A 23,506-nucleotide genomic window follows, 5' to 3' on the forward strand; every position below is an offset into this window, starting at 1 on the left:
GAACCGGTGGCCGGATGAATGTCGCGCAGATGCAGGCGTTCGCGCTGTCGCTCCCCGGAGCGTGGCCCGACAACCCGTGGGGCCACGAGCACCCCGTGATCAAGGTGGGCCCGGGGGAGCGCGGCAAGATCTTCGCGTTCCTCGGCGAGACCGGTGTCGGGGTGAAGTGCGGTCCCGACCGCGACGTCGCCGACGAGTGGCTCCAGCGCTACCCCGACGACGCCTCCGTGATGCGTTACATCGGCCGCTCCGGCTGGAACGACCTCGCCTTCGGCGGCGCGATCCCCGACGACGAGCTGCGTGCGGCCGTCGAGGAGTCGTGGTCCACCGTGGTCTCGAAGTTGCCCAAGAAGCTCCGGCCCGACGCGCAGGGGACCACCTGATGGCCGACCACGAAGCGTTGATCGAGCGCATCAACTCGGTGATCTTCACGCCGGTCCGCGCCCAGGTCGGCTACGAGATGGGCCACGTCGACGACTTCCTCGACGGCCTCGTCGTGGCCCTGCGCCAAGGTCGTCCCGTGGAGGCACTGGTCGACATGGTGCGCTTCTCGACGGTCCGCTTCCGCGAGGGGTACGCCGTCCGGGAGGTCGACGAGTTCCTCGCCAGTGTGGTGGCGGAGTCGAAGGGGGCTCCGGCGCCGGAGCAGTCGCCGCCCCAGGAGCAGTCCCACCACACGCCTGCCGACCCCCACGTCGAGGTGCCCGGCGTGATCGAGGAGCAGCACGGCCTGTTCAAACGGCTCTTCCGCCGCTGAGCGACGGAGGCACCGGAACGCGGCTCACTCGGGCTCGGCGGGCGGGTCGAGCTCGCGCGGCGCCTGCTCATCGCGCTTCTCCAGCGCCTTGCGCTCCTTCTTCTCGAGGCGTCGGCGTTCCCGCTCGACCATCTCGTCCCTCATGAAGACCACTCGGCCCAGGTTCAGCCCGGTGCCGAGCATCACGAAGAGCGGCCACGGGAAGTTGGGGTGGAAGCCGTCGCCGCCGAAGCTGGTGGCGGCCCAGATCACCCAGCAGATCAACGACGCGGAGAGGAACGTCCACAGGGCGTCCTTGCGGTCCTTGCGCCAGGCCAGGACGGCTCGTTGGTCGTGGTCGACCAGCGCCGCCGGGGTGGTCGCCGTGACCGGCACCAGGTCGCCGATCAGTGCGGGAAGCTCGCCGAGCGTCCGTGAGCCGAGCACCCGGTCGGTGCGCTCGTCGAGCTCGGTGCGGTCCAGTCGCCCGTCGCCGTACGCCTGTTCCAGCACCCGGCGTACGACGTCGCGGTCGCGATCGGCCGCACGCAGGGCACGGTTGTCCGCGTCGCGCGGATCGTGCTCGAACTCGTCCCAGATCGCAGGCATGGACCAAGACTAGGCCCCGCCCGACGCCGGTCGGAGGCGTCACCAAAATCGGCCCGGCTCGTTACTCGGAGGTACACATCCGCGCGTCGGCATTGCCGATAATGAGAACACGTTCTAGTATTGCGGCTTCGTCACCAGTGCGTTCGCGCAGGCGGCACCGGACCAGGGAGGTAACAGAGTGGGGTTCTCCGCTGTGTCCGTGGTCCGTGGCCCCGGCGAGATCACGGCGATGGTCGTGCAGGTGACCAAGCGGATCTTCACCAGGCCGTTCCAGTTCCGCGAGTTCATCGAGCAGGCTTGGTTCATCACCAGCGTCACCCTGATGCCCACCATCCTCGTCTCGATCCCGTTCGGCGCGGTGATCTCGCTCCAGGTCGGCAACCTGACCGGCCAGCTGGGCGCGCAGTCCTTCGCCGGTGCCACGGCGGTGCTGGCGGTGGTCCGCGAGGCGGCACCGATCGCGGCGGCCCTGATCATCGCCGGAGCCGCCGGGTCGGCGATCTGCTCCGACATGGGCGCCCGCAAGATCCGCGAGGAGATCGACGCCATGGAGGTGCTCGGCATCGACCCGCTCGAGCGCCTGGTGGCTCCCCGGGTGTGCGCCACCGTCTTCGTGGCCCTGATGATCAACGGGCTGGTGATCTCCGCCGGCATCGGTGGCGGCTACTTCTTCACCGTCATCATCCAGGGCGGTTCGGCAGGTGCGTTCCTGTCGTCGTTCACCGCACTGGCCTCGCTGCCCGACCTCTACATCGCGATGATCAAGGCCGCCGTGTTCGGCTGGCTGGCCGCGGTGGTGGGCGCCTACAAGGGGCTCAACGCCGGCGGCGGCCCCAGTGGCGTCGGCCGAGCGGTCAACGAGTCGGTGATCATCGCCTTCATGCTGCTGTTCTTCATGAACGCGATCATCACCGCGATCTACTTCCAAGTCGTCCCACCGCCGGGGTTGTGATGGCGACTCTCACCTCACTCGGCACGTCGTTCGTCAAGGGCCGCCGCGACACCCTCGAGGCGTACGGCGACCAGTTCCTGTTCTACGTGAAGGCACTGAGCTGGACGCCCCGCGCCGTACGCCGCTATCGCCGCGAGATCTGGAACACCCTGGCCGAGGTCACGTTCGGGGCGGGCGGCCTGACCATGATCGCGGGCACCGTCGGGGTGATCGCGTTCCTGGCCTTCTTCGCCGGCACGGAAGTCGGCATCCAGGGCTACGCCTCCCTGAGCCAGATCGGCGTCGCCAAGTTCAGCGCGTTCATCTCCGCGTACTTCAACACCCGCGAGGTGGCCCCCCTGGTCTCCTCGATCGCGCTGGCTGCGACCGTCGGGTGCGGCTACACCGCGCGACTGGGTGCCATGCGCATCTCGGAGGAGATCGACGCGCTCGAGGTGATGGGCGTGCCGTCGCTGCCGTTCCTGGTCACCACCCGCATGATCGCGGCCTTCATCGCGGTGATCCCGCTCTACATCGTGGCGCTCTCGGCGTCGTACCTCTCGCCGCGGCTGATCACGACGCTGATGTACGGCCAGTCGGCGGGCACCTACGACCACTACTTCCTGCAGTTCCTGCCGCCGATCGACATGCTCTGGTCGTTCTTCAAGCTGCTGTTCCTGGCGATCTCGGTGATCCTGATCCACTGCTACTACGGCTACACCGCCTCGGGCGGCCCCGCCGGTGTGGGTACGGCGGTCGGCCGCGCGATCCGCACCTCGATCGTCTGGATCGTGGTGGCCGACTTCTTCCTCAGCTTCGCGATCTGGGGTTCGACGACCACGGTCAGGATCACGGGGTAGTCGCGTGCTTCTGGTCAACCTGCACCACGGCAACGCCGCAGAACACCGGCGGTTGCTGTTCTTCGGCGTCGTCTTCCTGACCCTGCTGGCCACCTTCATCGGCACCTCGATCGCGGTCTACCAGAAGGTCTTCGAACCGGTCACCATGGTCACGATCAAGGCCGACCGGGCCGGGCTGCAGCTCGCGAAGTTCGGAGACGTGCGGGTCCACGGCGTCCTCGTCGGACAGGTCCGCGGCATCGACCAGGACGGCAAGCAGGCCTCGATCAAGGTCGGCCTCAAGCCCGACGCGGCCAAGAACATCCCGTCCAACGTCTCCGTGGAGATCCTGCCGACGACGCTGTTCGGCCAGAAGTACATCTCGTTCGTCGACCCCGAGTCCCCGTCAGGGAAGTCACTCGCGGACGGCGACGTGATCCCCTCCGACCGGGTCGAGACCAACGTCGAGCTCAGCCGCATCCTGGCCGACCTGTTCCCGCTGCTCCGCTCGGTGCGCCCGGCAGACCTGAACGCGACGCTGAACGCACTGGCCACCGCACTTGCCGGCCGGGGCGAGGAGATCGGCGAGACGATGGACAAGCTGGGCTCCTACCTCGGCGCCATCGAGAGCCACCTGCCCACGCTGCGCAAGGACCTGATCCTTCTCGGCGAGGTCGCGGAGACCTACTCCATCGCGGCGCCCGACCTGATCGACGTGCTGCGCAACGCGACGGTGACCAGCCAGACCGTGCTGGACAACAAGGAGAACCTCGGCACCTTCTTCGCCGACGTCACCGGGCTGGCCGGCACGACCACGCGCATCCTCCGGGAGAACGAGACCGACCTGATCCGGATGGGCGAGGTCACCGAGCCGCTGCTCAACCTGCTCGCGGTCTACTCCCCGGAGTTCCCCTGCCTGCTGCGCGGTCTCGACAGGTACGACGACTACCTCGGAGACATGTTCGCCGGCGACCGGGTCAAGCAGTACGTCGAGCTCGGTGCCACCCAGTACGCCGGGTACACCAGCGCCGACCGGCCGCAGTACGGCGAGGTCGGCCACGGGCCGTGGTGCGCCGGACTGCCCAACCCGCAGGTGCCCTACCCGCCCGTGCCCGCCCTCAAGGACGGTGACGACCGCACGCTCGACGACTCACCGACCGCGTTCCTCCAGGACCCGAGCCGGTTGCTCGACCTGCTCGGCATCAGTGCCACCAGCCGGCGCAACGTGACGATGGGCGAGGTGGGCACCGCCGCCGACCAGAAGATCACCAGCTCGCTGCTGGCCGCCCGCTCGGGCAGTCCGGCCGACTCCTACGGCTCGATGCCCTCGCTGCTCTACGGTCCGCTGATGCGCGGGGCGGAGGTGTCCTCATGAGCCGCAACTCGGTCACCATCGCGGCCGGCATCAAGCTCGGCATCTTCACCGTGGTCAGCATCCTGGTCACCGGCCTGCTGGCCGCGATCATGGGCAACATCGGCTTCGGTGCGGGGAAGACGTACCAGGCCGAGTTCACCAGTGCGTCGATGCTCGAGAAGGGTGACGACGTACGCATTGCCGGGGTGTCGGTCGGCGAGGTCAAGGACGTCGAGCACCACGACCGCAACCACGCGCTGGTGACCTTCCGGGTCAAGGCCGACGTGCCGATGACCACCTCGACGCGGGCCGAGATCAGGTTCAAGAACCTGGTCGGCGACCGCTACCTCGCCATCGAGGAGGGCAAGGACGGCGACGCCCCGAGGCTCGACGAGGACTCCACGATCCCACTCTCGCGGACCAGTCCGGCGCTCGACCTGACGGTGTTGTTCAACGGGTTCCAGCCGCTGTTCACCGCGCTGAACCCGACCCAGGTCAACGACCTGTCGCTCAACCTCGTGCGCGTGCTGCAGGGCGAGGGCGGCACCGTGCAGAGCCTGCTGGCCAACACTGCGTCGCTGACCAACAGCCTCGCCGACCGCGACAAGCTGATCGGTGAGGTCATCACGAACCTCAGCCAGACCGCAGACACCGTCAACAACCGCTCCGAGCAGTTCACCGAGCTGATCGTCGAGCTGAAGGGCTGGATGACCGACCTGGCGAAGGACCGCAAGACGATCGGCAGCTCCCTGGACAACATCTCCGACCTCACCGAGGTGGTGGCCGGGCTGCTCAAGGACTCACGGCCCTGGCTGAAGGCCGACGTGGTCGAGCTCCGCAAGCTCGCGGAGCTGCTCACCCGCCCGGAGAGCGAGAAGGTGCTCGGAGAGCTGCTCGACCGGCTGCCCGAGTCGATGACCGACCAGACCCGTACCGGGACCTACGGCTCCTGGTACAACTACTACCTCTGCGCCGCCTCCGTGCGGATCCAGCTGCCGGTGCTCAGTGACGTACCGGGCCTGGCCAAGCTCCAGGAGCAGCTCGGCAACTTCAAGATCAAGTCCAACGCGGCCAGGTGTCAGTGATGCGCGGCTACAGCGAGCACCAGATCCTGCGCCTGGGGGCGATCACCCTCGTCGTCGCCCTGCTGATCGTGGCGGCGGCGTTCAACCTCTCCAAGTTCCCCGGGTTCGGCGGCGACAGCTTCCAGGCCGAGTTCAAGGACGCCAGCGGCCTGCGCAAGGGCAACATGGTGCAGGTCGGCGGCATCCGGGCCGGCCGGGTCCAGGACATCGAGCTCAAGGGCGACAAGGTGCTGGTCACCTTCGAGGTCGACCACGGGGTCGAGTTCGGCAGGGAGAGCCGGGCCTCGGTGCAGGTGCTGAACCTGCTGGGGGAGAAGTACCTCGAGCTCACGCCGGCCGGTCCGGGCCAGCTCGACACCGACGACGTCATCCCGGTCTCCCGCACCAAGGCCGCCTACGACATCGTCGGGGTGCTGGGCGACCTCACCGACACCACCGCGCGCATCGACATCCCGCAGCTCAAGCAGGCGCTGAACACGGTCGGCTCGACGATCGAGTCCTCGGGCCCGGAGCTGCAGGCCGCGTTCACCGGCATCTCACGGCTCTCGCAGTCGGTCGCCGGCCGTGATGCCGAGCTGCAGACCCTGCTCGAGGGCTCGGCGTCGGTCAGCGAGATCCTCGACGACCGCCGCAACGACGTCGTCAAGCTGGTCAAGAACGCCGACCTCGTCTTCAAGGAGCTGCGCAGTCGCAAGGCCGCCGTGCACCGCCTGCTGGTCAACGCCAGGGTGCTGGCCCGTGAGCTGCGCGGCGTCGTGGTCGACAACCAGTCGGAGATCGGACCGGCCCTCAAGGAGGTCGACGACCTGCTGAACTTCCTCACCTCCAAGGAGAAGGAGCTCAAGAACACCCTCGCCGCCTACGGCCCGTACGCCGACATCCTCGGCAACATCATCGGCACCGGACCCTGGTTCGACGCCTACGTGGTCAACCTGGCCGGCCTGGCCACCGGTGAGTTCAGCCAGGTAGGGACGGTGAACTGACATGACCCGTTACCTCAACCCGCGCCTGCTCGCCGTGGTGGTCGCCGTACTCCTGCTGGCCGGCACCTTCATGGCGATCCGCGGCGACGAGGAGACCAAGACGGTCACCGCCCACTTCCCACGGGCGGTCAGCATCTTCAAGGACACCGACGTCCGCGTGCTCGGGGTGACGGTCGGCAAGGTCACCGACGTGGTGCCCGAGGGCAACTCGGTGCGCGTCGAGATGCAGTACGACGCCAGCGTGAAGCTGCCCGACGACGCCAAGGCCGTGATCGTCACGCCGACCCTGGTGGCCGACCGGTTCGTGCAGCTCACCCCGGCGTACACCTCGGGGGCGGTGATGGCCGACGCCGCCGACATCGCCTTGCCCGACACCGGGGTCCCGGTCGAGCTCGACCGGATCTACGCCGGGCTGCGCGACCTGACCACCGCGTTGGGGCCGAACGGCGCGAACAAGGACGGCACGCTCAACCACCTGCTCAAGGTCGCGGACAAGAACCTCAAGGGCAAGGGCAGGCTCGGCAACCAGATGATCAACGACCTGGCCGCGGCGGCGACCACGTTCGGCAACGGCAGCGGTGACCTGTTCAAGACCGTGGAGAACCTGGCGAACTTCACCGAGACCCTCGCCGCCAACGACGAGTACGTCGTCGCGTTCATGAAGGACCTGGCCGGCGTGTCCGCCGACCTGGCCGACGAACGCCAGGAGCTGCAGCAGGCCCTGGCATCGGTGGCCGGTGCGGTCGGCACGGTCGAGAAGTTCATCAAGCGCAACCGGAAGGCGATCGGCACCGACGTGCGCAAGCTGACCCGGGTGGCGAAGAACATCGCCTCCGAGAAGGACGCGATCGACCTCGCGCTGACCGCCGGCCCCGTGGGCATCGGGAACCTCGTCCGCGCCTACGACCAGAAGTCCGGATCGATCGGCTCCCGCTTCGGGTTCCAGCAGAACGTGGCCGACTCCGACGGCTTCCTCTGCGCGGTGATCCAGCAGTCCGAGCTGCCCAAGGCCAGCAAGAACCTCGCCTGCACGCTCTTCAAGACGCTGCTCGAGCCAGTCGTCTCGCAGGCCAACCAGAGCCTCCCGAGCCGCGGCACCGGAACCAAGGGCGCGAGCCCCGACCAGCAGGTCGCCGACCAGTACGCCGGCGACACCTCGACCACGCTCTCCGACCTGACGGGGGCCCGATGATGACCCGGCTCCTGCGTGGACGCATCCTGCTGGCGGTGGTGCTGGCGCTCCTCGTGCTGGTCGCCGGCTGCAAGTTCGACGGCGCCTACGACCTGCCGCTGCCGGGCTCCGGTGTCGACGAGGACAAGTCGTTCGAGGTCACCGCCGAGTTCGACGACGTGCTCAACGTCGTACCGCGTTCGCCAGTGATGGTCGACGACGTCCCGGTCGGGGAGATCACCGACGTGGAGCGGGTCGGGTGGCACGCCAAGGTGACGATGCGCATCCGCGACAACGTCGAGCTTCCCGCCAACGCGGTCGCGATGATCCGGCAGACCAGCCTGCTCGGCGAGAAGTACGTCGCCCTCGAGCCGGACCCGGTCAAGCCCCCGGTCGGCCGACTCGGCGACAAGGACAACATCGCGCGGGCCGACACCGGTCGCAACCCGGAGGTCGAGGAAGTGCTCGGCGCGCTCTCGTTCCTGCTCAGCGGCGGCGGCGTGGCGCAGCTCGGCACGATCACCACCGAGCTCAACAATGTGATGAACGGTCGCACCGACCGCCTCAAGACCCTGCTCTCCAGCCTGGACTCGGTGGTCGGCACGATCGACGACCAGAAGGCCGACATCATCCGGGCCATGGAGTCGCTCAATGGCCTGGCCACCACGCTGAACGACGAACGCGCGGTGATCGGCGACGCCCTCGACGTGATGGGCCCGGCGGTCAAGGTGCTGGCCGCGCAGCACGACGAGCTGGTGCAGATGCTCGTCGGCCTCGACGACCTCGGCAAGGTCGGCACCCGGGTCATCGGCGCCACCAAGGGCAACCTGGTCGCCTCCCTGAAGTCGCTCAAGCCGATCCTGTCGAAGCTCAACGAGGCCGGGAAGTCGTTGCCGGCCGGGCTCTCGCTGATGCTGAGCTTCCCGTTCCCCGACGAGGCCCAGGACATCGTCAAGGGCGACTACGGCAACACCGAGATCCGGCTCGACATCAACCTCGAGAACTACCTCACCGACGCACCGATCGTCTCTCTGCCCGACCCCGGGCAGCTGGTGAAGGACCTCCAGAAGTGCCTCGCCAGCGGCAACCTGGGCGGCAAGGACTGCGCCAAGTTCCTCACCAACCTCGACCTCTTCCGCGAGCTCCGGGCCGCCTGCAAGCTGCCCGCCAACCGGGCCAAGGACGTCTGCAAGATCGTGGCGGTGCTGCCCGGCGGTGGGATCCCCAGCCTCTCCGACCTGACCGACCTCCTCGGCCTGCCGGGTCTGCCCGACCTTCCGGCGTTGTCCGGGATCCCGGGGCTCCCCGGCCTGCGCGACGCGGCGACCAGCCCGCAGGAGTCACGCGCGCCGGACATCTACGGGACGGGGCTCTCATGACCCACGGTGTGAAGGTCCGCCTGATCGCCTTCTGCATCCTCAGTGCAGTCGGCATCGTCTACGTCACCGCGAACTACCTCGGCTTCGTCGACAAGGTGCTGGGGCGAGGCATCACGGTGCACGCCACGCTGCCCGACTCCGGCGGCCTGTTCGTCGGGAGCGAGGTGACCTACCGCGGCGCCAAGGTCGGCAAGGTCTCCGGCATGCACGTCACCGGAGAGGGCCTCGAGCTCGACCTTGCCCTCGAGGACGGCACGAAGATCCCGAAGGACTCGGCGTTCTACGTGCACAACCTCTCGGCCGTGGGGGAGCAGTACCTCGACTTCCTGCCCGAGGACAACGACGGCCCGTACGCCGGAAACGGGTACACGTTCGACGGTGACGCCGACTCGCTGCCGGTCGGTGAGGACGAGGTCCTGGTGGCGTTGAACGCTTTCGTGGGCTCCGTCGACAAGGAGAGCCTCTCGTCGGTGGTCAAGGAGCTCGGCATCCTCTTCAAGGACACCGCGCCGGCGCTGCAGCAGCTTCTCGACGGTGGCACGAAGTTCATCGACGAGGCGGCCCTGCACACCGACGACACGATCCGCCTTCTCGACCAGGGCCTGACCGTGTTGCGCACCCAGAAGGGGCAGAGCGAGAACATCAAGGCGTTCAGCCGCGACCTGGCCGCGTTGACCGACTCGTTGCGGGGCAGCGACAAGGACCTCCGCACGATCCTCCAGGTCGCACCCGGGGCCGTCCGCGAAGTCGACGCGCTGCTCAAGGAGCTCGAGCCGACCCTTCCCGTCCTGCTGGCCAATCTCGTCACGACCAACCAGGTCGCGGTCAACCACCTGGCCGGCCTCGAGCAGCTGCTCGTCTCGTTCCCCCTGGCCGTGGCGGGCGGCTTCACCGGTACGCCGGGCGACGGCTGGGGACACGTCAACATCCAGCTCGCGCAGAATCCCGGCCCCTGTCGTGGCGCCGGCTACATGCCCGCCGACCAGTGGCGCCAGGGCAATGACCTGACCGACACCGCGATCTACCCGGCGCGGTGCCTGGAGCCCGGGAAGTCGGTGCAGCGCAGTCCCATGTACTCGCCCGAGCGCGGCGCCGGCACGAACTCGAGCGGCCGCGCCTACCGTGGCGCCTACGACCCGATCACCGGGCTGACCGACGGGGCCGTCGACAAGGACGGCAATCCCGTGTCCGTACATTCACCGAAGAATCTCTCGATCCTCGGTGACGACTCCTGGAAGTGGCTCCTCGTGGGGCCGGTGGCACAGCAATGAACCCAGACCAAGTGAACCCGGTCAACCAGTCCCTCGCCCGGACGCTGCGTGTCAACGTCGCGCTCTATGTGGCCGTGCTGCTCGTCGCGTTCGGCGCCGTACTCGCCGGGGTCTTCCTGGTGTGGCCCGAGGTGCAGGCCGACGACGGCCCCGGTGCGCAGAACGTCGCTTCGCAGCCGACCAAGGAGGACGTGCCCGAGGTCGTCTACCACGACGTGCTCACCGCGGCCCGCGCCGAGGCGCTCGCGTTCGTGAACCTCGACTACCGCGACATCAGCACGTCCACCGAGGCCGTCCTGAAGGGCGCCACCGGCGGGTTCGCCGACCAGTACGAGGCGTCCGAGAAGGGGTTGCGCACGCTGATGAAGCGCAACAGGTCGGTCATGGAGGGCGAGGTGCTCTCGGCCGGCGTGGTGGCGGCCTCCGAGTTCACCGCACGGGTCCTGGTGGCCACCAACGGCACGGTGCGCAACAAGAGCACCGGTGGCAAGAAGGTGGAGCGCAACCTGCGGTTGCAACTCGACATGACCAAGTCCGAGGGCCGCTGGCTCGTCAACGACCTGCAGTTCGTGGGGTGACCGGGATGCCCGAGAAGAGCTCTCCACGTCGTCCCGTTGGCGGCTCCCGCGTTCCCGCCTCCGCGCCGCGCCGGGTCGCCGGGCGCTCCGCCCGTCCGGGAACGGACGTGCCCGAGCAGACCGTCCCGACGCCGCTCGTGGGGCCGGATGCGTCCGACGTCGCCGACGCCCCGATCCGGACCGCCGAGTCGCCCGCCGAGTCGCCCGTCGGGTCGCCGGTCGCGGCTGTCCGGACGGACGAGACCGACCGGACCGACGTACCCCAGCGGCAGCCGGGAGTGCTGAGCAGCCGCGGCACCACGAAGGTGCTGGCCGGTGTGCTGGCCGTCCTGCTCCTGGTCGGCCTGGGCGAGGTCGTGACCTGGGCCGTGGCCCGCGGCGACTCCGGGGACTCCGGCAGCAGCGCGGCCGTGCTCGACTTCGGTGAGCCGTACACGGTGACCAAGGAGCCGGTGAAGGTGCCGATGGCCGACTGGCGCGACGCCACCGACTCGGCGGTCAAGTCGGTCACCGAGATCCTCAACGTGTCCTGGAAGGACTACGACCAGAACCTCGACGACGCGTCGAAGTACATCACCGACCGGTTCGCGAAGGAGTACTCCGCGACCACCAAGGACACCCGTGACCTGTTCCTCAAGAGCAAGGCGGAGTACGACTTCGCGGTCGTCGGTGCCTCGGTCGTGGAGGCGCAGCCCGACGAGGTGGCCAGCCTGCTGTTCCTCAACCAGTTCGTCTACAAGGGCGAGGGCAAGCAGCGCACCGGTCCCGAGATCTACCCGGTCCGGGTGATGGTGCGCATGGTGCGCACCGACTCCGGCTGGAAGATCGACGAGCTGCACGCACTCTGATCCGGGACATTCGTCCCGCGTGCTGGACTTTGCGGAACAGCCCGGCTAACTTGGGCAAAACTAGAACACGTTCCACCAAGTTGCTCAGGCGAGGCGCTTGAGTCCCGTGCGTCCGGAGGGGAAGGATCAGGCCATGTCGCCCTCAGAACCTGCCCCCGAACACCTCGAGACCGACCTGATCATCGTCGGTGCCGGACCCACCGGTCTGTTCAGTGCCTACTACGCCGGGTTCCGGGGCATGCGGGTCGCGGTGATCGACTCGCTGCCCGAGCTCGGTGGCCAGATCACCGCGATGTACCCGGAGAAGGCGATCCTCGACGTGGCCGGCTTCCCGACCGTCAAGGGACGTGAGCTGGTCGCGGGTCTCGTGGAGCAGGCCAACACCGCCAGCCCGTCGTACCTCCTGGGCCGTACGGCGACGTCGCTGGACTCGACCGACGACGACGTGACGATCGGGTTGGCAGACGGCAGCACCGTGCGCGGCCGCGCCGTCCTGATCACCGCCGGCATCGGCAAGTTCAGTCCGCGTCCGCTGCCCGCCGCCGATGGGTGGCAGGGACGTGGCGTCGAGTTCTTCGTGCCCAGCTTCGAGCCGTACGCCGGCAAGGACGTGATCATCGTCGGCGGAGGAGACAGTGCGTTCGACTGGGCGATCCACCTCGAGCCGATGGCCCGTTCGGTGACGCTGGTCCACCGCCGCGACGCCTTCCGTGCCCACGAGCGCACGGTGCAGAAGGTCCGCGACTCGTCGGTCGAGATCGTGACCCGCGCCGAGGTTTCCGAGCTGCGCGGTGACCCCGACCTGGCGGAGGCCGTCATCACCGTCGACGGCGAGAAGTCGATGCGGCCCGTGCAGGCCGTCGTCGCTGCCCTCGGCTTCGTGGCCGACCTCGGACCCATGAAGGAGTGGGGCCTCGAGCTCGAGAAGCGCCACGTCGTCGTCGACCCGTCGATGCGCACGAACCTGCCGCGGGTCTTCGCCGCCGGTGACATCACCGAGTACCCCGGCAAGGTCCGGCTCATCGCGGTCGGCTTCGGCGAGGCGGCCACGGCGGTCAACAACGCCGCCGTCGTGATCGACCCCGCGGCCCACGTGTTCCCCGGCCACTCGAGTGAAGGAAGCTGATGTCCGGACGTGACGCCGTACGCCTCGATGACGCGGAGCTCGACGCGTTCCTGCGCGACAACGTCAAGGTGCAGGTGGCCACCGTCGGTACCGACGGCACCGCCCACCTGACCACGCTGTTCTACGTCGTGCTCGATGACGGCCGCCTCGCGTTCTGGACCTACGGCCGCTCGCAGAAGATCCGCAACCTCGAGCGCGACCCGCGGATCACCTGCCTCGTCGAGGACGGCACCGACTACTTCGAGCTGCGCGGTGCCTCCCTCAAGGGAGTCGCGGAGCTGGTCCTTGACCCCGACCGCATCTTCGCGATCGGCAGCGCCGTGGCCACCCGCATGGTCGGTGCGGCCTCGTTCGAGCAGCTCGGCGACGTCGGCGCTGCCGAAGTACGCCGCCAGGCGGCCAAGCGGGTCGCCGTCATCGTCACGCCCGAGCGGGTCAGCTCCTGGGACCACCGCAAGATGCTCGAGCCGCAGTCAGCACCCACGGAAGGATGATCAGATGAAGATCAAGGTCGACTTCGACCTGTGTGAGTCGAACGCCCTGTGCGAGGCGCTCGCCCCCGACGTCTTCGAGCTCGACGACGACGACTACCTGGAGGTCAAGCAGGAGGACGTCACCGACGAGAACCGCGACGGCGTGCAGCGGGCGGTCGCCGCCTGCCCGCGCTCGGCCATCTCGATCGTGGAGGACTGAGTCGGTGTCGCAGGATCTCGACCTCGACGGCCGGGTGGCCGTCGTCACCGGTGCCGGTGCCGGACTAGGGCGCGCGGAGGCCCTTGCCCTGGCGCGTGCAGGTGCGCGCGTCGTACTCAACGACCTCCCCGGTGCCGCCGACGAGGCAGCCGAGGAGATCCGTTCGATCGGTGGCTCGGCCGTCGTCGCTGCCGGAGACGTGGGGGAGCGCAGCACCGCCGACCTGATGGTGGCCACCGCCCTCGGTGAGTTCGGCAGCCTCGACGTGGTCGTCAACAACGCCGGCATCACCCGCGACCGCATGCTGTTCAACCTCGGCGACGACGAGTGGGACCTCGTCATCCGGGTGCACCTGCGCGGGCACTTCCTGCTGACCCGCAACGCCGCCGCCCACTGGCGTGCGGTCTCCAAGGAGACCGGTGCGCTGGTCTACGGCCGCATCGTGAACACCGCCTCCGAGGCGTTCCTCTCCGGCTCGCCCGGCCAGGCCAACTACGCCGCGGCCAAGGCCGGCATCAGTGCGCTGACCCTCTCGGCGGCCCGGGGCCTGGCGAAGATGGGCGTGCGCGCCAACGCGATCTGCCCACGGGCCCGCACCGCGATGACCGAGGCGGTCTTCGGCGAGGACGAGTCCGGCAAGGACGTCGACCCCTACTCGCCCGAGCACGTGGCCCCGCTGGTGGCCTACCTGGCCTCCCCGGACGCCGACGCGATCAACGGCCAGATGTTCGTCGTGTACGGCGGCATGGTCGCGCTGCTCGCCCCACCTGTGGTCGAGCAGCGCTTCGACGCCAGCGGCTCCACCTGGGACCTCGACGACCTCTCCAAGCAGCTCGGCGGCTACTTCAGCGACCGTGACCCGTCCCTCAGCTTCTCCGCCGACTCGGTGATGAAGCTGACCGTCTGACCGCTCGTCATCCACGTGCCGGCGTCGTCCGGCCACTCAACCGTTCCCGTTCGAGAGGACTCACCATGGGCCGACTGGCCGGCAAGATCGCGATCGTCACCGGCGGCGCTCAAGGGCAGGGCGCGGCCATCGCGCGTGCCTTCGTCGCAGAAGGGGCGCAGGTCGTCATCGCCGACATCGCCGAGGAATCGGGGGAGAAGCTCGCCGCCGAGCTCGGTGACGCCGCTCGTTTCCAGCGCCACGACGTCAGCGACGAGGCCTCCTGGACGTCGGTCGTGGAGTTCACCGCCGCCACGTTCGGCGACGTCAACGTGCTGGTCAACAACGCGGGCATCCTGCGGTTCGGCGAGATCCACAAGATGGACCTCGACGAGTTCGACCTGGTCGTCCGCATCAACCAACGCGGCACGTTCCTCGGCATGCGCGCCGTCGTACCCACGATGCGCAGGAACAAGCAGGGGTCGATCGTGAACGCCTCGTCGGTCGAGGGGCTCGCGGGCATGGGCAGCCTGGCGGCGTACACCGGCACGAAGTTCGCGATCCGCGGGATGACCAAGGCGGCGGCGCTCGAGCTCGGCAGCCGCGGCATCCGGGTCAACTCCGTGCACCCCGGCATGATCGACACCGGCATGACGCGCGAGCACGGTGGCGACGCGGCCATGGAGTACGGCGCCAGCAAGGTGCCGATGCGACGCGTAGGAACCCCGGAGGACATCGCCCCGCTCTACGTCTACCTGGCCAGCGACGAGAGCGGCTACGTCACCGGCGCCGAGATCGCCGTCGACGGCGGCGTCACCGCCACCCACGCCTTCGGCGGCTGAATCCTCGATACTCCCTGACGTTTCGGCCCCACACGTTCGATACTCCCTGACGTTTCGGTCCTCAGGAGGGCCGAAACGTCAGGGAGTATCCCGATTCTGGGGCCGAAACGTCAGGGAGTATCCCGAGGGGGCGTGAGCAAGGGATCGGCTCAGCGCAGGAGGAGGCGGACGGCGACGGACATGGAGGTCTCCACGTCGGTGGCCGAGGAGCGGCCGGTGACCCAGCCGACGAGCGACGAGAGCCAGACGTCGCCGATGACCCGGGCGATCGCGATCTCCTCCTCGGTGGGCTCGGCGTCGCCGGTGCGGGTGCCCATCGCCTCGGTCAGCACCGAGGTGAGCATCATGCCGACGTGGTGGATCTCGGTCGAGACGCTGGCGTCGGCGAACATGAACGCGCGGGTCAGGGCCTCGGTGAGGTTGGGGTCCTTCTGGAGGATCTTGGTGGTCCGGCCGAGCACGTAGTTGACCCGCTGCTCGGCGGTGTCTCCCGGGATCGGCTTGCCGGACATCGCGGCCTGGGAGCGCTCGAACTCGCGGCCCAGGGCGGAGACCAGCAGGTGGATCTTGGAGGGGAAGTAACGGTAGAGCGTGCCGAGCGCGACGTCGGCCTGGTCGGCCACGGCGCGCATCTGTACGGCGTCGAAGCCGCCGCGGGAGGCCAACGCGATCGTGGCGTCGAGGATGCGCTTGCGGCGCTCCCTCTGGGCGGCCGAACCGAGCTCTTCCTGGCTGAGGGAGTTCAGGGCATTCATTGCTTTCCTCTCTCATCAGGAATACTCGTGTGACGCAACCCACGGGTAACTTGGGGGATCGGCGCCGCGTTCTTGAAACGAAACCGCATTCTACGGCGTTGGACTCTCCGCATACGCTACTGCCTCGTGGGCCATAATAGGAACACGTTCCACTTCTCGTGTCGTCGACGCGTGACGGGATCCGGGCCGAACAGGAAGAAGGTGACAGTGATGCGCGTGGCACTGCTGTCCTATCGGAGCAAGCCCCACTGTGGGGGTCAGGGCGTCTACATCCGTCACCTGAGCCGCGAGCTGGTCGCGCTGGGTCACGAGGTCGAGGTCTTCTCCGGCCAGCCGTACCCCGAGCTCGACGAGGGCGTGAGGCTGACCAAGGTGCCCAGCCTCGACCTCTACCGCGAGCCCGACCCGTTCCGGGTCCCGAAGCTGAAGGAGTTCCGCGACCTGGTCGACGTCGAGGAGTTCCTCACGATGTGCACGGCCGGGTTCCCCGAGCCGAAGACCTTCAGCAAGCGCGTCGCCAGGATCATCAAGGCCCGCCGTGCCGACTTCGACGTCGTGCACGACAACCAGGTGCTCGGCCACGGCATGGTCGACATCATGGACGCCGGCATCCCGCTGGTCACCACGTTGCACCACCCGATCACCTTCGACCGCCGCGTCGACCTCGCCGCCGCCCCCAACTGGCGCAAGCGGCTGACCCTGCGCCGTTGGTACGGCTTCCTGCGCATGCAGGGCAAGGTCGCCCGCCGCGCGGTCAAGGTGCTCACCCCGTCCGAGTCCTCGGCCCGCGACATCCTGGCCGACTTCGGTGTCGACCCGTCGAGGATCCAGGTGATCCCGCTCGGGGCCGACGACGTGTTCTCCCCGCCGACCAAGCCCCGCGTGCCCGGGCGCATCGTCGCGATGGCCAGTGCCGACGCGCCGATCAAGGGCGTGCACACGCTCCTCGAGGCGTTCGCCAAGCTGCGCACCGAGCGCGACCTCGAGCTGCTCATGGTCACCAAGCCCGAGGCGGGCGGCCGCACCGAGAAGCTCATCGAGAAGCTCGCGATCGGCGATGCGGTCCGCTTCGTCAACGGCATCTCGGACGCCGAGCTGGTCGAGGTGATGGGCTCCGCCGAGCTGGCCGTCGTGCCGTCCCTCTACGAAGGCTTCTCCCTCCCGACCGCCGAGCTGATGGCCTGCGAGACACCGCTGGTGGTCAGCCGGGCCGGCGCCATCCCCGAGGTGGTCGGGCCCGACGGACTCTGCGCCGACCTGGTCGAACCGGGCAACGTCGAGGAGCTGCGCGAGGCCATCGCCGCGCTGCTCGACGACCCCGAGCGCCGGGCCCGCATGGGCCGGGCCGGCCGCGAGCGGGTCCTGCAGACGTTCAGCTGGCGAGCAGTCGCTGCGGCCACCGCGGCGGCGTACGACGAAGTGATCGAGAACCACCACGCAAGGGGAACCAATGCTGACCGTTGACTTCGACCGACTGGGCCTCCGGCCCGGTGAGCGCGTGCTCGACATGGGCGCCGGGGCCGGACGCCACGCCTTCGAGATGTACCGCCGCGGTGCCGACGTGGTCGCCTTCGACCGCGACGCCGACGAGCTGTCGAACGTGCTCGACCTCTTCGGTGCGATGAAGGAGGCCGGCGAGGTGCCCGACGGTGCCGAGGCCGACATCAAGGAGGGCGACGCGCTCGCCCTGCCGTTCGCCGACGGCGAGTTCGACCGCATCGTCGCCGCCGAAATCCTCGAGCACATCACGGCCGACGTCGAGGCGATCAGGGAGCTGATCCGGGTGCTGCGCCCCGGTGGCACCCTCGCCGTCTCGGTGCCGCGCTGGCTGCCCGAGGTGATCAACTGGAAGCTCTCCTCGGACTACCACAACGCCGAGGGCGGTCACATCCGCATCTACACCGACCACGAGCTGATCGACAAGGTCACCAAGGGCGGGCGCGACAACGACGGAACCCCGGGCGACGCGATGATCTTCGAGGGCAAGGGCTACGCCCACGGCCTGCACTCGCCGTACTGGTGGATCAAGTGCGCGGTCGGCGTGAACAACGACCAGCACCCGCTTGTGAAGGCCTACCACCAGGTGCTGGTGTGGGACATCATGAAGACCCCGCGCTGGAGCACCGTCACCCGGCTCGCCGAGAAGGCGCTCAACCCGGTGATCGGCAAGAGCATGGTCCTCTACTTCCGCAAGCCGGATGCGGCCTGAGACGCCCTCGCTCCCCGGCATCCTGACCGCCGCCGAGGTCGCCCGCACGGCGGCCTCGATCGCGGCCATGCAGGAGCCCGACGGAGCGATCCCGTGGACGGTCGGAGAGCACGTCGACGTGTGGAACCACGTCGAGGGCGCGATGGCGATGCTGGTCGGTGGTGAGGTCGAGGCGGCCGAGCGCGCCTACGAGTGGTGCCGGCGCACCCAGCGCCCCGACGGCTCGTGGCCGATGAAGATCGTGGTCGGCGAGGTCGAGGACGCCAGCAGCGAGACCAACATGTCCGCCTACCTCGCGGTCGGCGTCTGGCACCACTGGCTGGTGCGTCGCGACGTGAGGTTCGTACGACGACACTGGCCGGTCGTGCAACGCGCGCTGGACTACGTGGTCTCGATGCAGCTGCCCTTCGGTGGCATCGCCTGGTCGCAGGAGTGGGCCGACGGTCGACCCGCGAAGGTGAACGCTGAGGGCCTGCTGGCCGGCTCCTCGAGCATCTACCAGGCGCTGCGCGCCGGGGTCGCCCTCTCGGAGCTGATGGACGAGCCGCAGCCGGAGTGGGAGCTGGCCGGCGGACGCCTCGGCCACGCGCTGCGCCGTCACCGCGACGACTTCCTCGACAAGTCCGAGTTCTCCATGGACTGGTACTACCCGGTGCTGGGTGGTGCGGTCCGCGGGGACGACGGTGTCGACCTGGTCAACTCACGTTGGGAGACCTTCGTCGAGCCGGGCCTCGGCATCCGCTGCGTCTCGAAGAACCCGTGGGTGACCGGCGCCGAGACCTGCGAGCTGGTGATGGCCCTCGACGCGCTGGGCGACCGCGACCGGGCCCTGCAGCTGCTGGCCGACATGCAGCACCTGCGCTCCGACGACGGCAAGTACTGGACCGGCTACGTGTTCCCCGACGACGTGAACTGGCCGGCCGAGCACACGACGTACACCGCCGCTGCGGTGATCCTCGCGGTCGACGCCCTCGGGCACGGCACCGGTGGGTCTGACATCATGCGCGGCACCACGCTGGCGGCGCACTTCGACGAGATGGCCCTCGAGTGCGGGTGCGAGCTCAGCCGACGCTCGTGACGTCGCCGGCCTGACCGCTGACGCGTTCGAGGACCCGCATGGAGCCGAGGGCGGCGTCCTCGGCGAAGGCTCCACTCGCCAGCGCGCGCTGGAAGACGTGGTACGGCGCCTGGCCGCCGTCGGCCGGGTCGGCGAAGACGTCGTGGATCACCAGCCTGCCGCCGGGCTGGACCCAGTGCGCCCAGCCGGTGTAGTCGTTCTGGGCGTGCTCCTCGGCGTGGCCGCCGTCGATGAAGAGCATCGACAGGGGAGTGCGCCAGTGCTGGCTGACGGTCGTGGACCTGCCGATCACGGCCACGACCTGGTCCTCGAGTCCGGCGCGGGCGATGGCCTTGCGGAAGAACGGCAGGGTGTCCATCAGGCCGAACTCGTCGTCGACGACCTCGGTGTCGTGGTGCTCCCACCCGGCCTGGTTCTCCTCCGACCCGCGGTGGTGGTCGACGGTGAACAGCACGCCACCGACCTCGCGCGCGGCGGCGCCGATGTAGATCGCCGACTTGCCGCAGTAGGTGCCGACCTCCAGAGCGGGTCCGGTGGGTAGCTGCTCGCGGGCGACGCGGTGCAGCAGGAGCCCTTCGTCCTCGGGCATGAAGCCCTTGGCGGCGCGGGCATGGTCGAGAAGTTCGGACGGCATCACGCCGGACAGCCTATTCATGGCAATATTGGAACACGTTCTAGTCGGTTGAGTGCTGAGATGGTCGCTCGGGCAACCACCTCAGCACTCAACCGCGACGAAGAAGGAGTGACTGTGTCCCTCGGTATCAGCGACGAGCACCGCGAGCTCGGCGACTCCCTGCGCAAGTGGGCCGGGTCGCTCGGTGCCATCGACGAAGTGCGCGCCGCGGAACACGACGCGTCCGCCGCCTTCGGCCAGACCTGGGCGGCACTCGTAGAGATGGGCGTCCCGGCGATCGGCGTACCCGAGGGTGCCGGCGGTGGCGGGGGTTCCGTGCTTGACGTGGCGGTGGCGCTCGAGGCCTGCGCCCACCGGATGCTCCCGGGGCCCTTGTTGGGTACGGCGGTCGCGGCGGCGCTGCTCGGCGAGACGTCGGACGTCGCCGGTGCCCTGGCCCGTGGCGAGATGTCCGTGGGTCTCGGACTCGTGCCGTCCCTCACGGTCGACGATCGGACGGTGTCCGGGCACGTCGACGTCGTCTGGGACGCCCCGTCGGTCACGCACCTCCTGCTCGGTACCTCAGGTGATCGCTGGTTCGTCGTACCGTCGACGCTGGCCGAGGTGACTCCCTCCATCGGACCGGACCTGTCCCGCCGCTTCGGCTCCGTCGACCTCGTCGCAGTGCCACTCTCCGAAGTCGTCGAGGTGCCCACGATCGATGCCGCGCTGCTGCGCCGTACGGCGGTCACGCTCGCTGCCGCGGAGGCCGCCGGCGTCTCCCGGTGGTGCCTCGACACGGCGGTGGAGTACGCCGGTGTGCGTGAGCAGTTCGGTGCGAAGATCGGCTCGTTCCAGGCGATCAAGCAGCTGTGCGCCGGCATGCTCGAGACCGCCGAGGCCGTCACCGCGGTCGCCTGGGACGCCGCCTCGATCGCGTTCGCCGACGACGACCAGTGGGCCTTCGCGGCCGACGTGGCCGGCACGATCGCCTTCGACGGCGCGGTGCAGGTCGCTCAGGACTGCATCCAGGTGCTCGGCGGTATCGGCTTCACCTTCGAGCACGACGCCCACTTCTACCTGCGCCGCGCAACCACGCTGCGCGCGCTGTTGGGCGACTCCGACACCTTCGCGGCGTCCCTCACCGACGCTGCCGAGAACGGCGTACGACGCTCGGTCCGGCTCGACTTCGAGGGCGAGGACGAGCCGGTGCGCGAGCGGATCCGCCCGCAGGCCTCGCGGTTGGCCGCGCTCGAGGGTGAGGCGCAACGCCGGGGACTGGTCGAGTCGGGCCTGTTCATGCCGCACTGGCCGACGCCCTGGGGGCAGGACGCGTCACCGCTGGAGCAGCTCGTGATCGACCAGGAGCTTGCGGCAGCGGGCGTCGCACGGGCCGACCTCAAGATCGGCGGCTGGGCGGTGCCGACCATCCTCGCGCACGGCAGCGAGGCCCAGCGCGAGCAGTTCGTGCGCCCCACGCTGCGCGGCGAGATCGTCTGGTGCCAGCTGTTCAGTGAGCCCGGCGCGGGCTCCGACCTGGCCTCGCTGCGCACCCGCGCGGTCAAGGTCGAGGGAGGCTGGCGGCTCACCGGCCAGAAGGTCTGGACCTCGCTCGCCCAGGACGCGCACTGGGCGATCTGCCTGGCCCGGACGAACCCGGAGGCCCCGCAGCACAAGGGAATCACCTACTTCATGCTGGACATGTCCAGCACCGGCATCGACGTACGACCCCTGCGTGAGCTGACCGGCGACGCGCTCTTCAACGAGGTCTTCCTCGACGACGTCTTCGTGCCCGACGACTGCGTTGTAGGCGAGGTCGACAACGGGTGGCGGATGGCGCGCACCACACTGGCCAACGAGCGTGTGGCGATGGCCGGCACCAAGCTCGACCTGAGCGTCGAGCGGGCCGTCGCACTGGCCGGGGGAGTCGGGGCTGCGCAACGGGCGCGGGTCGGCCATGCGGTCGCACTCGCCACAGTTTGCGCACTGCTCGGCGTGCGTACGACGCTGCGCTCGCTGGCCGGTGCCGGACCGGGCGCGGAGTCGAGCGTGGCCAAGCTGCTCACCGTGCGCAACCGTCAGGACGCGTCCGAGCTGGTCGTCGACCTGCTCGGGGACCGGGTCGTGCTCGGCGGCGAAGAGGTCGACGCGGCCGTGCACGAGATGCTGCTGACTCGCTGCCTCTCGATCGCTGGAGGCACCACGCAGATCCTGCGGAACGTGGCGGCCGAGCGGATCCTCGGCCTGCCGCGCTGACTCGGGTTGGACTCAGCCGCGGTGCACCCGGGCGCCGTACGCCGGACCGGCGTTGCGGAACTCTCCGGCGCGCCCGGCATCGTCGACGAACATGCGGTCGAAGTCAGCGGGGCTCCGGAAGGTGCCGATCCCGGCACGCACCCAACGTGGGTTGCTGAGGCAGGAGCGTGGCACTCGCAGGCGCAGGGTGTTGGCTCGGTAGTCGATAGCAGTCCGCAGGCCGCTGCACTTCACGACTTTGCTGGCGCCTGTGGTCATCTCCACGTCTCCCTGGAGGCTGGACGAGGCGAAGACGAACACCGTGATGTCGCGGCGGATCCTCTCGTTGGTGATCAGCGAGATGAAGTGCCCCTGCATTTCATCTCGCGGCCTCAGGTCGACGTACCTGACGGTGACGAACACGTTGTCACGGCGGTGGTCGACCACAGTCGCGGTGATGTCGCCCGCCGTCGTGTTCGGGGTCGGCGTCTGTGTGTCCTTGCCGCTCTCGTCGGAGTAGTCGACCCGGATGACGTCGCCGCGGGCATCGCGGTGGACCACCTTCTCGGCGTGAGCGCTCGACATGGTGCCGGCAGTGAGACAGACGGTGGTGGCAAGGGCGAGGGCCGCCCCGATGATCTTGTGCACGTGTTCCTCTNCGGGCCTTGTTGCCCGCGCACAGGCTAGGAGAGAAACGACGCCGCTGGAGGCGGAACGGACCAGATCGCCTCAGCCGCGACGAACGCGAGGGCCGTGGACCGGTCCGGCATTGCGGATCCGTCCGTTGAGGTTGGCGTCGTCGACGAAGGCGCGGCTCCAGTCCCGGCCGGTGTGGAAGGTGTAGATTCCCGCGCGCACCCAACGGGGGTTGCTCAGGCAGGATCGCGGCACCCGGATTCGGACGGTGTTGGCGCGGTAGTCGATCCGGCCGCGCAGGCCGATGCACGTCACACGCCTGCCGGCTTGGGTGACCAACTTGACCTCGCCCTGGCGGCTGGTCGAGGGACTGACGTGCAGCACGACGGTGCGTCCGAGCCTCTCGTTCGTGACCAGTGAGAAGAGGTAGCCGTGAAGGAGGTCGAGATGGCTGTCGAGCTCGGCATGCCTGACCGTGACGAAGACGTTGTCGCGTCGATGGTCGACCACGGTGCTGGTGATGTCACTCGACTTCACGGTCGGGACTGGCGTCTCTGTCTCCGTTTCGGTCTCAAAGGAGTAGTCCTGTCGGATGACGTCGCCGCGGGCGTCCCGGTGCACGACCTTCTCCGCGTGAGCCGCAGCCGCA

General features: G+C 68.7%; 24 protein-coding genes. 21 read left to right on the top strand and 3 right to left on the bottom strand.

The window, feature by feature from the left end; translation table 11 throughout:
• Both ASH02_RS10275 and ASH02_RS10280 read left to right on the top strand, forming a co-directional pair.
• Positions 1-383 (top strand): MmcQ/YjbR family DNA-binding protein (locus tag ASH02_RS10275; RefSeq protein ID WP_327152813.1); only part of this gene is annotated, 383 nt, incomplete at its 5' end.
• Positions 383-757 carry a DivIVA domain-containing protein gene (locus tag ASH02_RS10280; protein WP_057294695.1) on the top strand — a complete coding sequence of 125 codons (375 nt, stop codon included), beginning with the start codon at positions 383-385 and terminating at the stop codon, positions 755-757. The genes ASH02_RS10275 and ASH02_RS10280, both read left to right, overlap by 1 nt.
• A gap of 24 nt (positions 758-781) precedes the next feature.
• Here the strand turns inward: ASH02_RS10280 and ASH02_RS10285 are convergent, their stop codons facing one another.
• Positions 782-1,345, bottom strand: a complete 564-nt coding sequence (locus ASH02_RS10285; protein ID WP_056890928.1) for a DUF1707 SHOCT-like domain-containing protein — start codon at positions 1,343-1,345, stop codon at positions 782-784.
• 229 nt (positions 1,346-1,574) lie between these two features.
• On the opposite strand from ASH02_RS10285, the gene ASH02_RS10290 reads away from it, so the two are divergent.
• From ASH02_RS10290 to ASH02_RS10360, 15 genes are all read left to right on the top strand, one after another.
• A complete protein-coding gene (locus ASH02_RS10290; RefSeq protein WP_056891435.1) occupies positions 1,575-2,297 on the top strand; it encodes an MlaE family ABC transporter permease in 723 nt (240 codons plus the stop codon).
• Positions 2,297-3,136, top strand: coding sequence for an MlaE family ABC transporter permease (locus ASH02_RS10295; protein ID WP_056677195.1), 840 nt, complete (start codon positions 2,297-2,299; stop codon positions 3,134-3,136). The genes ASH02_RS10290 and ASH02_RS10295 overlap by 1 nt, the downstream gene beginning before the upstream one ends.
• 4 nt (positions 3,137-3,140) lie before the next feature.
• Positions 3,141-4,490, top strand: coding sequence for an MCE family protein (locus tag ASH02_RS10300; RefSeq protein WP_057294696.1), 1,350 nt, complete (start codon positions 3,141-3,143; stop codon positions 4,488-4,490).
• On the top strand, positions 4,487-5,554 hold the full coding sequence (locus tag ASH02_RS10305; protein WP_057294697.1) for an MCE family protein: 1,068 nt from the start codon (positions 4,487-4,489) through the stop codon (positions 5,552-5,554). The genes ASH02_RS10300 and ASH02_RS10305 overlap by 4 nt, the downstream gene beginning before the upstream one ends.
• On the top strand, positions 5,554-6,537 hold the full coding sequence (locus tag ASH02_RS10310) for an MCE family protein (protein ID WP_056677205.1): 984 nt from the start codon (positions 5,554-5,556) through the stop codon (positions 6,535-6,537). The genes ASH02_RS10305 and ASH02_RS10310 overlap by 1 nt, the downstream gene beginning before the upstream one ends.
• A 1-nt stretch (position 6,538) precedes the next feature.
• The gene (locus ASH02_RS10315; RefSeq protein WP_057294698.1) at positions 6,539-7,729 is read left to right on the top strand and encodes an MCE family protein; all 1,191 of its coding nucleotides are present in this window, start codon (positions 6,539-6,541) and stop codon (positions 7,727-7,729) included.
• On the top strand, positions 7,726-9,087 hold the full coding sequence (locus tag ASH02_RS10320; protein WP_235530048.1) for an MCE family protein: 1,362 nt from the start codon (positions 7,726-7,728) through the stop codon (positions 9,085-9,087). Before ASH02_RS10315 ends, ASH02_RS10320 begins: the two co-directional genes overlap by 4 nt.
• Positions 9,084-10,358, top strand: coding sequence for an MlaD family protein (locus ASH02_RS10325; RefSeq protein WP_057294699.1), 1,275 nt, complete (start codon positions 9,084-9,086; stop codon positions 10,356-10,358). The genes ASH02_RS10320 and ASH02_RS10325 overlap by 4 nt, the downstream gene beginning before the upstream one ends.
• On the top strand, positions 10,355-10,936 hold the full coding sequence (locus tag ASH02_RS10330) for a hypothetical protein (RefSeq protein ID WP_156393502.1): 582 nt from the start codon (positions 10,355-10,357) through the stop codon (positions 10,934-10,936). The genes ASH02_RS10325 and ASH02_RS10330 overlap by 4 nt, the downstream gene beginning before the upstream one ends.
• A gap of 107 nt (positions 10,937-11,043) precedes the next feature.
• Positions 11,044-11,784, top strand: a complete 741-nt coding sequence (locus ASH02_RS10335) for a hypothetical protein (RefSeq protein WP_056677214.1) — start codon at positions 11,044-11,046, stop codon at positions 11,782-11,784.
• 133 nt (positions 11,785-11,917) lie between these two features.
• The gene (locus tag ASH02_RS10340; protein WP_056677215.1) at positions 11,918-12,910 is read left to right on the top strand and encodes an NAD(P)/FAD-dependent oxidoreductase; all 993 of its coding nucleotides are present in this window, start codon (positions 11,918-11,920) and stop codon (positions 12,908-12,910) included.
• Positions 12,910-13,404 (top strand): pyridoxamine 5'-phosphate oxidase family protein, encoded by a 495-nt coding sequence (locus ASH02_RS10345; RefSeq protein WP_056677217.1) that lies wholly within the window; start codon positions 12,910-12,912, stop codon positions 13,402-13,404. Before ASH02_RS10340 ends, ASH02_RS10345 begins: the two co-directional genes overlap by 1 nt.
• A gap of 4 nt (positions 13,405-13,408) precedes the next feature.
• Positions 13,409-13,603, top strand: coding sequence for a ferredoxin (locus ASH02_RS10350; RefSeq protein ID WP_056677220.1), 195 nt, complete (start codon positions 13,409-13,411; stop codon positions 13,601-13,603).
• Positions 13,604-13,607: 4 nt separating this feature from the next.
• Positions 13,608-14,510, top strand: a complete 903-nt coding sequence (locus ASH02_RS10355) for a 3-oxoacyl-ACP reductase (RefSeq protein ID WP_056677223.1) — start codon at positions 13,608-13,610, stop codon at positions 14,508-14,510.
• 65 nt (positions 14,511-14,575) lie between these two features.
• Entirely contained in the window at positions 14,576-15,331 is a 756-nt protein-coding gene (locus tag ASH02_RS10360) for an SDR family NAD(P)-dependent oxidoreductase (protein WP_057294700.1), read from the top strand.
• A gap of 149 nt (positions 15,332-15,480) precedes the next feature.
• Here the strand turns inward: ASH02_RS10360 and kstR are convergent, their stop codons facing one another.
• Positions 15,481-16,086 (bottom strand): cholesterol catabolism transcriptional regulator KstR, encoded by a 606-nt coding sequence (gene kstR / locus ASH02_RS10365; RefSeq protein ID WP_056677228.1) that lies wholly within the window; start codon positions 16,084-16,086, stop codon positions 15,481-15,483.
• Between the two features lie 210 nt (positions 16,087-16,296).
• Between kstR and ASH02_RS10370 the strand changes: the two genes are divergently transcribed.
• From ASH02_RS10370 to ASH02_RS10380, 3 genes are read left to right on the top strand one after another with little or no spacing between them, the layout of a single operon-like run.
• Positions 16,297-17,550 carry a glycosyltransferase family 4 protein gene (locus ASH02_RS10370; protein ID WP_057294701.1) on the top strand — a complete coding sequence of 418 codons (1,254 nt, stop codon included), beginning with the start codon at positions 16,297-16,299 and terminating at the stop codon, positions 17,548-17,550.
• Complete coding sequence (locus ASH02_RS10375; protein ID WP_056679251.1) at positions 17,537-18,295, top strand: class I SAM-dependent methyltransferase; 759 nt, start codon at positions 17,537-17,539, stop codon at positions 18,293-18,295. Before ASH02_RS10370 ends, ASH02_RS10375 begins: the two co-directional genes overlap by 14 nt.
• Entirely contained in the window at positions 18,285-19,373 is a 1,089-nt protein-coding gene (locus ASH02_RS10380; RefSeq protein ID WP_057294702.1) for a prenyltransferase, read from the top strand. Before ASH02_RS10375 ends, ASH02_RS10380 begins: the two co-directional genes overlap by 11 nt.
• Here ASH02_RS10380 and ASH02_RS10385 read toward each other — a convergent pair.
• The gene (locus ASH02_RS10385) at positions 19,357-20,028 is read right to left on the bottom strand and encodes a class I SAM-dependent methyltransferase (RefSeq protein WP_235539020.1); all 672 of its coding nucleotides are present in this window, start codon (positions 20,026-20,028) and stop codon (positions 19,357-19,359) included. The two genes, ASH02_RS10380 and ASH02_RS10385, sit on opposite strands and share 17 nt — an antisense overlap.
• A gap of 93 nt (positions 20,029-20,121) precedes the next feature.
• Here ASH02_RS10385 and ASH02_RS10390 point away from each other — a divergent pair, with 93 nt between their 5' ends.
• Positions 20,122-22,242: an acyl-CoA dehydrogenase gene (locus ASH02_RS10390; RefSeq protein WP_057294703.1), complete on the top strand. Its 2,121-nt coding sequence runs from the start codon at positions 20,122-20,124 to the stop codon at positions 22,240-22,242.
• Positions 22,243-23,506 lie beyond the last annotated feature (1,264 nt).

It is taken from the genome of Nocardioides sp. Soil796, assembly GCF_001429525.1.
Taxonomy (GTDB): Bacteria; Actinomycetota; Actinomycetes; order Propionibacteriales; family Nocardioidaceae; genus Nocardioides.

Coding starts and splice junctions, on each gene's coding strand:
- ASH02_RS10305 (WP_057294697.1), top strand. CDS start 4,487: ATGAGCCGCAACTCGGTCACCATCGCGGCCGGCATCAAGCTCGGCATC.
- ASH02_RS10290 (WP_056891435.1), top strand. CDS start 1,575: ATGGTCGTGCAGGTGACCAAGCGGATCTTCACCAGGCCGTTCCAGTTC.
- ASH02_RS10350 (WP_056677220.1), top strand. CDS start 13,409: ATGAAGATCAAGGTCGACTTCGACCTGTGTGAGTCGAACGCCCTGTGC.
- ASH02_RS10340 (WP_056677215.1), top strand. CDS start 11,918: ATGTCGCCCTCAGAACCTGCCCCCGAACACCTCGAGACCGACCTGATC.
- ASH02_RS10385 (WP_235539020.1), bottom strand. CDS start 20,028: ATGAATAGGCTGTCCGGCGTGATGCCGTCCGAACTTCTCGACCATGCC.
- ASH02_RS10345 (WP_056677217.1), top strand. CDS start 12,910: ATGTCCGGACGTGACGCCGTACGCCTCGATGACGCGGAGCTCGACGCG.
- ASH02_RS10310 (WP_056677205.1), top strand. CDS start 5,554: ATGCGCGGCTACAGCGAGCACCAGATCCTGCGCCTGGGGGCGATCACC.
- ASH02_RS10280 (WP_057294695.1), top strand. CDS start 383: ATGGCCGACCACGAAGCGTTGATCGAGCGCATCAACTCGGTGATCTTC.
- kstR (WP_056677228.1), bottom strand. CDS start 16,086: ATGAATGCCCTGAACTCCCTCAGCCAGGAAGAGCTCGGTTCGGCCGCC.
- ASH02_RS10380 (WP_057294702.1), top strand. CDS start 18,285: ATGCGGCCTGAGACGCCCTCGCTCCCCGGCATCCTGACCGCCGCCGAG.
- ASH02_RS10325 (WP_057294699.1), top strand. CDS start 9,084: ATGACCCACGGTGTGAAGGTCCGCCTGATCGCCTTCTGCATCCTCAGT.
- ASH02_RS10320 (WP_235530048.1), top strand. CDS start 7,726: ATGATGACCCGGCTCCTGCGTGGACGCATCCTGCTGGCGGTGGTGCTG.
- ASH02_RS10360 (WP_057294700.1), top strand. CDS start 14,576: ATGGGCCGACTGGCCGGCAAGATCGCGATCGTCACCGGCGGCGCTCAA.
- ASH02_RS10330 (WP_156393502.1), top strand. CDS start 10,355: ATGAACCCAGACCAAGTGAACCCGGTCAACCAGTCCCTCGCCCGGACG.
- ASH02_RS10285 (WP_056890928.1), bottom strand. CDS start 1,345: ATGCCTGCGATCTGGGACGAGTTCGAGCACGATCCGCGCGACGCGGAC.
- ASH02_RS10295 (WP_056677195.1), top strand. CDS start 2,297: ATGGCGACTCTCACCTCACTCGGCACGTCGTTCGTCAAGGGCCGCCGC.
- ASH02_RS10370 (WP_057294701.1), top strand. CDS start 16,297: ATGCGCGTGGCACTGCTGTCCTATCGGAGCAAGCCCCACTGTGGGGGT.
- ASH02_RS10375 (WP_056679251.1), top strand. CDS start 17,537: ATGCTGACCGTTGACTTCGACCGACTGGGCCTCCGGCCCGGTGAGCGC.
- ASH02_RS10315 (WP_057294698.1), top strand. CDS start 6,539: ATGACCCGTTACCTCAACCCGCGCCTGCTCGCCGTGGTGGTCGCCGTA.